The organism is Brevibacterium sp. Marseille-P9724 (assembly GCF_902500275.1).
Taxonomy (GTDB): domain Bacteria; phylum Actinomycetota; class Actinomycetes; order Actinomycetales; family Brevibacteriaceae; genus Brevibacterium.
Genome location: NZ_LR722990.1, coordinates 572,629 through 580,932 on the forward strand (window position 1 = coordinate 572,629; position 8,304 = coordinate 580,932).

An 8,304-nucleotide genomic window follows, 5' to 3' on the forward strand; every position below is an offset into this window, starting at 1 on the left:
TTTCTGCCGCGACACATATATCGAAGCCCGGACTGAAAGCCCGCTGCCCCACACGCACCGGTCAGCTCACATGCCGCTCCCGTATTCTTGATCCATGGCTCGAGAGTCTTCTATTCCCCACATTCTTTCGATGCTGCGCATTATTCTGCATTTGAGCTTCGCAGCTCTGCTGAGTGTCGGCATTGTCCGCACGTTCCTCGAGCGGACCCAGCTTGCGCCTCTCATCTGCATTCTTCTGACAGCAGCGTTCACCGCCTGCCTGTACTTTGTGGGGACGTTCAGCGAAATCCGCTTTGCCAAGGGAGAGTCATCTTTCGACCCTCGGTCTCTGATCACATGGTGGCTTGCTTCCATCCTCGTTCTATGGGCTGGACTGACGCTCTCCAGTGAAAGCTTCGTGTGGGTGTCCTTCCCCCTGTTCTTCCTCGTCATCTACGCGTGGCCGCCGATTGCTGCTGCCGCCGCCATTGTGGGGATGATCACCGTCATCGCCTGCAGCAGCGTTCTGAACTCGGTGTTCACTCCCGGCGTTGTCATCGGCCCAATCGTCGGGGCGATCGTGGCCGTCACCATCTCGGCGGTGTACGCGAAGCTCGTCGACGAGGCCGTGCGCACACGGGCCGCATTCGAAGAGCTGCGCGCCGCCCAGGCGAAGCTGGCCCTGTCTCAGCAGCAGGAGGGTCGACTGGCCGAGCGGCAGAAAGTCGCCGCGGAGTTCCACGACACAATCGCCCAGAGCCTGCTGTCCATTGTGCTCATTGCCCGTGCCGGTCAGAATCGAAGCGAACCGCAGGCGCTGCACGCCGACCTGGGGACAATTGAGAACACGGCCGCGCAGAGCCTCACGAGCGTCCGCGGCTTCCTCGCCGGCGAGGAACTGGGCGGAAGCTCTGCCGAGGCGGAACTCGCCGAAGCCTGCACCACTGTCGAAGCCGCCGCATCGGCAATCGGGACTCCCCTGCGGGCAGCGTTCTCTACTGAAGGCACAAAGATCGGCCTGGCGCCGTCTCTGGAGTATTTCTTCTCGCGGGCAGGGCAGTCTCTTCTGTCGAATGCCCTTCTGCATTCCGAGGCCGACTATGTGTCCGTGACCCTGCACTACTGGGGTTCGGCTGTCAGCCTCGATGTTGTTGACAACGGCAGGGGCTTTGCCGGCAAGCACTTCGGCTACGGGCTCAATTCGCTCAGTGAGCGCACGGAAGAACTGGGCGGTTCGATGACTCTGCGCTCAACCCCCGGCTCCGGCACCGAAGTGAGCGTATTCGTGCCGATCACAGGCGATTCGCTGGCCCGCCCGGCAGCCACATCGGCGCCCCCGAGCGAACAGCAGCCCACGTGGAGGAGCACACCGGCCCAGCAGGAGGAATCATGGTGATACGCGTTCTTCTTGTCGATGATCACCCGGTCGTCCGCGCGGGCCTGGCCTCCGTCATCTCCAGCGCGGACGACATTGATGTTGTCAACGTCGCTGAATCGGGTTCAGACGCGCTGAACCGTCTGCGCGCTTTCGACGTGGACCTCGTGGTGTCTGACCTGCAGATGCCCGGCGGTGACGGCATTGAACTGATCAAAGCGCTGCCGCAGGGCCCGCCGGTGCTCATTCTGACGACTTTCGACACGCAGGCGCTGGTCTACCGGGCCGTCGATGCCGGTGCGGCAGGCTATCTGCTCAAGGACTCCCCGGCGGATACCCTGCTCGACGGCATCCGCCGCGCAGCCGCGGGCCAACCGGTCATGTCCGATGCTGCCGCCACCGCCCTGATGCAGCGCACTCGCGTGGCGCACAGCGAACTGTCTGAGCGAGAAACTGAGATTGTCCGTCTGCTGGCAGCAGGACGCACCAACAGCGACATCGCCGGCGAGCTGTTCATTTCTCTGGCAACCGTGAAAACCCACGTCAGCCGCATTTTCGACAAACTCGGCGTGGACAACCGGACCGCCGCCGCGAAAAGAGCCCGCGAACTCGGGCTCATCAGCTGAAGTCTGCAGGCCCCAGCACGCGGCAGCGCACAGCGGGACTGAGGGACCGCCTAGACCTGACGGGTGTGCGGGCTGTTTCACATGTACTGGCGCAGCCGGGCGCGCTGGCGTTCAAGGACCTGCAGCTGTTCGAGCAGTTTGGCAGAAGCCGCACCGTCATTTGGGTCGGTGCGCAGAAGCTGCGAGTGCAGCAGTCCCGCAATGCGCACAATGTCCTTGTCGAAAAGGCGGGCGACAATGGAGCGGCAGTACCGCCCGACCTCGTCTTCCCTCTGTGCCGGAAGGGGCCGCACCACCAGTTCCGCCACGATCTGCTTGGCCCGTTCATCACAGTTTTCTATCACGCGCTCCGGCCAGTGCTGGGGGTTCTGCACAGCCCACGCCATACCGCCTGCCGCCTGCATGGCCTGGAAGACAGCGCGGCTTCCAGCGTCATTGAACGCTTCCGGTTTGAGCCGGTCAAACAGCTTGACGTTGATGAAGTCGGGCTTCTGCAGAGCTACCTGCAGCGCGCCGCGCTCAATTCGAAAACCCGTGTAGTCCTGCTCGGTGCCGCCGATTTCCTGCTGATAGGACTCAACATCGTTGGCAATCCGCGCCCGCCCCGGATCCTCCGTGCGGCCGGGCTGCTGGTTCGCATAGTGACTCGTATGCCGCACTCCCCCACGAGCCACTGGCTGCTCCCAGCTGCGGTTGGCCCGGTCTCTTCCCGGTTGGGCGGCCTGTCGGTTCGCCGTGCCGGCTCGCTGCACGGCATCGCGAACTTCGTCAAAGGTCATGCCCAGACGGCCTGAGAGCCACCGCTCATAGCCGGGGCGCATACCGCGATCGCGGATCGAGGCGACGATCGGCGCGGCTTCGCGCAGGGCCTTGACGCGGCCTTCGACGGTGTCGAGGTCGTAGTCGGCGATTGCCTTGGTCAGTGCGAATTCAAACAGCGGTCGGCGTGACTCAATGAGATCGCGCAGCGCACCATCGCCCTTGCGCAGGCGGATATCCGCCGGGTCGAGCCCCGAGCGCTCAACCGCGACGAAGGTGTCAGCAGTGAATTCGCTGTCTTCGCGGAATGCGCGAAGAGCTGCCTTCTGACCGGCTTCGTCACCGTCGAAGGTGAAGATCACTTCGCCTGTTTTAGATGCGGCATCGCCCATCAGCCTGCGGATGACCTTGGTGTGCTCTGCCCCGAAGGCCGTACCGCAGGTGGCAATCGCACAGTCAATCCCCGCCAGGTGGGCGGCCATGACATCCGTGTAGCCTTCGACGACGACCACCCGGCCCTCCTTTGCAATTGCCCGCTTGGCCCGGTCCAGGCCGTAGAGAACCTGATTCTTCCGATAGAGCGGAGTTTCGGGAGTGTTGAGATACTTCGGACCTTCGTCATCGTCATAGAGCTTGCGGGCACCAAAGCCGATCACACGGCCGGTCACATCGCGGATCGGCCAGATCAGCCGACCTCGGAAGCGATCGTAGACTCCACCTCGGCGGCCTTCTGCGGCAAGCCCTGCGGCAGTCAGCTCTTTGTCGAGGAAGCCCCGCGAGCGCAGGTGCTTGCTGAGATTGTCCCAGCCGCGCGGCGCATAGCCCACACCAAAGGAAGTGAGCGCTTCTTCGTCAAAGCCCCTCTCGGCCATGTAGAGGCGCGCTTTTTCGGCTTCGGGTGAGCGGATGTTCGCCCGGAAGAAATCTTGGGCTTCTCTGTGCGCTTCGAGCAGACGGGCCCGCTGGCCCGCCTCGCGCCTGTTCGGTCCGCTGCCCTTTTCATAGCGCAGCTGTACGCCGGCGCGTTCGGCCAGCCGTTCGACTGCTTCCGTGAAGGTGCAGCCGTCCATTTTCTGCAGGAACGTATAGGCGTCACCGCTTTCTCCACAGCCGAAGCAGTGGTAGTAGCCAGAGCTGGGCCTGACGTGGAAAGACGGGGTCTTCTCGTCGTGGAAGGGGCACAGGCCCTTCATCGAGTCGACGCCCGCGCTGCGCAGAGTGACATATTCGCCGACAACGTCGTCTATGCGCACGCGGCTGCGGACTTCGTCGATGTCATCGCGCACTATCAGCCCCGCCATGGCCCTTCCTCCCCTCGGAATGCCGCCGTCGGCACCTGTCCGGACAGTCGGCCTGAACAGCAGCTCACAGCAGGCTGCCCGTGTCCTCCTGCATAGCATGGTAGAACGACCACGCGGAATGGTCGGTCAAGCTGGCCACTTGATCGATGACGGTGCGAAGCTTTCCATCGTCACCGTCGGCGTCCCGGTAGTCCAGCCAGAACATGGTGTCCATCGCGTCGGGCTTTTCGCTGAAGTATTCGCACAGGGCGCTCAGCACCCGCCCCTGAATCCGCTGGGTCTTCATGCGCTCTTCGGCAACCATCACGGTGACGGTCGCCAAACCTTTGAGCACCGCGATTTCGTGTTCGGTTGTCTGCGGCACAACGAGGTTCCCCTGGTATCGGCCAAGCGGCTCCCAGCCGTAGCTTTCACGAGTGGCGGCTTCTGCCGCGCCTACAAACCGGCCGATGAGCTGGCTGGTCAGGTGCTTCATGGCCGCTTGCGCGCGGCGGGAGCCGTCAAAGCGCTCTGTCGGCCAGTATGCGGTTGAGCGCAGCCGGTTCAGGGCGTCGACGATGTCTTCGTCGCGTGCCCCAGGCAGGTACCAGGAGCGGGTGATGTCTATCAGCCCGGCCATGGCGTGATCGTTTTCGTAGGCTTCGAACACCAGGTGGCCGGAGTTGACGGCATCTTCGACATCGTGGACGGAGTACGCGATGTCATCGGCGAGGTCCATCAGCTGAGCTTCGATGCACCGCTGGGTTCCCTCTCTGCCGTCGCGAATGAAGGCGAAGACCGTGCTGTCGTCTTCGTAGGCGCCGAACTTCCGCACCGGGGCTCCCGCTTTGTCCGGTGTTGGAGCACTGTCGCGTGACCACGGGTATTTGATGCACGCGTCGAGGGTTGCCCGGGTCAGGTTCAGCCCGGCCGGCCCGCCCTCGTCGGTGAAGACCTTCGGTTCGAGCCGCGTGAGTATCCGCAGGGTCTGCGCGTTGCCCTCAAATCCTCCGATGTCTTTTGCGAACTCATCGAGAATGGTTTCGCCGTTGTGGCCAAACGGCGGATGGCCCAGATCGTGGGCCAGTGAAGCTGTTTCAACGATGTTGGGGTCGCAGCCGAGGTAGCGGGCGAGCTCACGGCCCACCTGGCCCACTTCGAGCGAGTGGGTCAGCCTGTTGCGAACGAAGTCGTCTGTGCCGGGTGAAACCACTTGGGTTTTTGCGGACAGGCGGCGCAGTGCCGATGAGTGCAGGAGTCGTCCGCGGTCGCGCTGAAAGGCCGAACGCCGGGGATTCTTCCGCGGCTCAATGACCCAGCGTTCACGAGAGTGGTCGTCGTATTCGGCAACACCGCCGGTCAGTGACACATCAGCCTCCGGAAATGTCGAGTTCAGCTTCAGAGATGTCCGCGTGGGCTTCGTGGTCGAAGATCCGGTCGTCCAGCCAGCCGTCGGGCAGGTGGGGTCGGCGAGCCCGTCCGGTGCGTCCGCGCACACCTTCAGCGGCAGCGCCCGGATAGGGTGCGCTGTGGTCGAGTTCGTCGAGGAAGCCGCGCAGCTCTTCGAGGCTGGAGACCATTGCCAGGCGTGTCCGCAGCGTTCCGCCGACCGGATATCCCTTGAAGTACCACGCCATGTGTTTGCGCAGATCGCGCACGCCGAAGAATTCATCGTCGTAGTAGTCGCGCAGGTACTCGCCGTGGCGGTACACGACGTCGGCCACGTCTCCCAAGCTTGGCCGGTGTCGCTCCTCGGAGCCGTTGAGCGCGTTCTGCAGATCGCCGAACAACCACGGTCGGCCCTGGCAGCCGCGTCCGATCACCACGCCGTCGCAGCCGGTCGTGGCCATCATGGCCTGTGCGTCTTCGGCAGCGAAGATGTCTCCGTTGCCCAGCACCGGCACGCGGTCGCCCACGTAGTCTTTAAGCCGGGCGATGGCGTCCCAGTCGGCTTGACCGGAGTACAGGTCAGCGGTCGTGCGCCCGTGCAGCGTCATTGCCGCCACACCCGCGTCAATGCCGATGCGCGCCGCATCGAGGTACGTCAGATGGTCGGCGTCAACGCCTTTGCGCAGTTTGATGGTCAGCGGAATATCGCCCTTGTCGGCTTCGCGGACAGTGGTGTGGACGATGTCGCTGAACAGGTCGAGCTTCCACGGCAGCGCTGATCCGCCGCCTTTGCGGGTGACCTTCGGAACGGGGCAGCCGAAGTTGAGGTCGATGTGGTCTGCCCGGTCTTCTTCTACGAGCATGCGCACGGCTGCGCCCATGATTTCAGGATCCACGCCGTACAGCTGGACTGAGCGCGGGGTTTCCCACTCTTCGTGCTGAATGATGCGCATGCTCTTGTCGCTGCGTTCGATGAGGGCTCGGCTGGTGACCATTTCCGTCACGTACAGTCCGGCCCCGTATTCGCGGCACAGGCGGCGAAACGCGGTGTTGGTGATGCCGGCCATGGGGGCGAGCACCACCGGGGAGTCCAGTTCGATGTCGCCGATGCGCAGCTTCGTCTTCTCAGTCACAGTCACGGGCACATTATCCCAGGCGGTGCAAGTCCTGTGCGCTTCCGGTGTTCCCTGTGCTGCCGCCGGACGGTGCCAGAATGCAGATTCTCCTTCACGCCCGGCCTCCGGCGGGCTAGTGTGACGCTATGTCCCTGCTGCTCACGGCCCTTCCGGTTCTCACCGCGATCGGCCTTCTTCTGGTGGGCCGAGGCGCCGTCACCGCCGCTGTGGTTTCTGCGGCTGTCGCAGCTGTCGTCGGGGTGGGTACGGGCAGTCTGTCATGGAACCACCTGGGTGAGGCCGGCGAGTACGGGCTGCTGACTCTTCAGGTGCTGCTCATTCTGCTGTTCGGCATGCTGTTGGCCGCGCTTCTGGAGCGTTCGGGCGCAATGGCGGAACTGTCGCGCTTTCTGTCCGATTCTGTCCCCACACCGGCGCTGGGGGCTGCGGCGGTTGTCTTCGGCGTTGTCCCCTTCGCCGAATCGGTTACAGGCTACGGAGTCGGCGTGACGGTGGGCGTGCCGATTCTTCGCGCTTTGGGATTCGCCCCCGCCAGGGCCGTCATTTTGGGCTTGCTCGGCCTCAACACGGCGGTGTGGGGTGCTCTGGGCCCCGGTACGTCAATTGCAGCCCAGCTGTCCGAACAGACTTTTCGGGACGTCGGCGTGTTCTCTGCGCTGTTCTTCGGCCCGACTCTCCTCTTGGTGGCGGCATCGGCATGGCTGACCCTGCGCTTGCGGACGGGCGAACCCGATTCACCACGCTCTGAGCAGCGCGGCCTGACTGCCGCGATCGCGGTTTTCGGTTCGGCTCTTCTCCTGTGGGCGGCAGTGCTGACGGTCAACCTGCTCATCGGCACCGCCGTTGCCGGTGTGCTCGGCGGTCTGATTGTGCTCATTGTGCTGTTCGGCTTCTTCAGGCTCGGCCGCGGCCGTCTGCCTGCACGCCGCGCCACCGCGGTCGCGGGTCTGCCCTACGCGGTTCTCACCGGCGGGCTGTTGGCTTCCTACGCCGCTTATGCCGCTTGGGAGAACCGGCTCACGGCAGTTCTCATCTGGCCGCCGGTGTGGCTGGCTGCAGCCTGCGCGACTGTTTTCTTCATCTGGCGGCGCCGGGCTCTTCTTCACGAGGTGCCCGCTGCCGTCCGCCGCTGGGTCCCCGTCGGAGTGTCCACGGGCGGCTTCATGATGCTGGGGTGGATCATGACCGTCACCGGCATGAGCACCGCACTGGGCGAAGCGGCTTCTGTTCTCGGCGTGTGGCCGGCACCAACGCTGAACACGCTTGGCGGGTATCTGGTCGGCAACACCACCGGGTCGAACGCCATGTTCGCCCAGACAATCGCCTCTATGGCCGCCGGCAGCGGAGCAGATGTGCTTCTGACGATCGCCGCTGCCAATGTGGCGTGTTCTCTGGCGATCATCGCCTCTCCCCCGCGACTTCTGCTGGGCATGCAGATGGCAGGGGCGAATCCGGCGAGCGACCAGCGCCCCATCACACGGATTCTCAGTGCGGCAGTGTGTCTGAACACGCTTGTCATCACCGCGGTTCTTACCGCAGCCGTCCGGCTTTCCTCTGCGGCCTGAACTCGCCGACAGGTCTCGCTTCCCACACTGTGGACAGACCCTGGAAGCGTCAGCGGACACTTCCTAGATGTAGTTCCTCGGGAGGTTGTGAACGGGATTTGAGGTCAGAGAAGACCCCCGGTATCGAGGTGGGTAACGACACGCACCCTGACCCGGAGGTCTTCCATGACACACCGTAACGCCCCGATGACCATC

Annotated in this window: 6 protein-coding genes; 3 read left to right on the forward strand and 3 right to left on the reverse strand. The window is 63.8% G+C overall.

Annotated features, from left to right (window positions below):
* The first annotated feature begins 94 nt into the window (after nucleotides 1-94).
* Both GC119_RS02765 and GC119_RS02770 read left to right on the forward strand, forming a co-directional pair.
* Nucleotides 95-1,375: a sensor histidine kinase gene (locus tag GC119_RS02765; protein WP_083304024.1), complete on the forward strand. Its 1,281-nt coding sequence runs from the start codon at nucleotides 95-97 to the stop codon at nucleotides 1,373-1,375.
* Entirely contained in the window at nucleotides 1,369-1,980 is a 612-nt protein-coding gene (locus GC119_RS02770) for a response regulator (RefSeq protein ID WP_151952371.1), read from the forward strand. The genes GC119_RS02765 and GC119_RS02770 overlap by 7 nt, the downstream gene beginning before the upstream one ends.
* 77 nt (nucleotides 1,981-2,057) lie before the next feature.
* Here GC119_RS02770 and dnaG read toward each other — a convergent pair whose 3' ends face one another.
* The 3 genes from dnaG to dusB all read right to left on the reverse strand — a co-directional run bounded on the left by dnaG (nucleotide 2,058) and on the right by dusB (nucleotide 6,541).
* Nucleotides 2,058-4,040, reverse strand: a complete 1,983-nt coding sequence (gene dnaG / locus GC119_RS02775) for a DNA primase (protein WP_151952372.1) — start codon at nucleotides 4,038-4,040, stop codon at nucleotides 2,058-2,060.
* A gap of 64 nt (nucleotides 4,041-4,104) precedes the next feature.
* A complete protein-coding gene (locus GC119_RS02780; protein ID WP_151952373.1) occupies nucleotides 4,105-5,388 on the reverse strand; it encodes a deoxyguanosinetriphosphate triphosphohydrolase in 1,284 nt (427 codons plus the stop codon).
* A gap of 1 nt (nucleotide 5,389) precedes the next feature.
* On the reverse strand, nucleotides 5,390-6,541 hold the full coding sequence (gene dusB, locus GC119_RS02785) for a tRNA dihydrouridine synthase DusB (protein WP_413462988.1): 1,152 nt from the start codon (nucleotides 6,539-6,541) through the stop codon (nucleotides 5,390-5,392).
* Between the two features lie 128 nt (nucleotides 6,542-6,669).
* Here dusB and GC119_RS02790 point away from each other — a divergent pair, with 128 nt between their 5' ends.
* Nucleotides 6,670-8,109 carry an L-lactate permease gene (locus GC119_RS02790; RefSeq protein ID WP_151952375.1) on the forward strand — a complete coding sequence of 480 codons (1,440 nt, stop codon included), beginning with the start codon at nucleotides 6,670-6,672 and terminating at the stop codon, nucleotides 8,107-8,109.
* Nucleotides 8,110-8,304 lie beyond the last annotated feature (195 nt).

Coding starts and splice junctions, on each gene's coding strand:
- GC119_RS02765 (WP_083304024.1), top strand. CDS start 95: ATGGCTCGAGAGTCTTCTATTCCCCACATTCTTTCGATGCTGCGCATT.
- GC119_RS02770 (WP_151952371.1), top strand. CDS start 1,369: ATGGTGATACGCGTTCTTCTTGTCGATGATCACCCGGTCGTCCGCGCG.
- dnaG (WP_151952372.1), bottom strand. CDS start 4,040: ATGGCGGGGCTGATAGTGCGCGATGACATCGACGAAGTCCGCAGCCGC.
- GC119_RS02790 (WP_151952375.1), top strand. CDS start 6,670: ATGTCCCTGCTGCTCACGGCCCTTCCGGTTCTCACCGCGATCGGCCTT.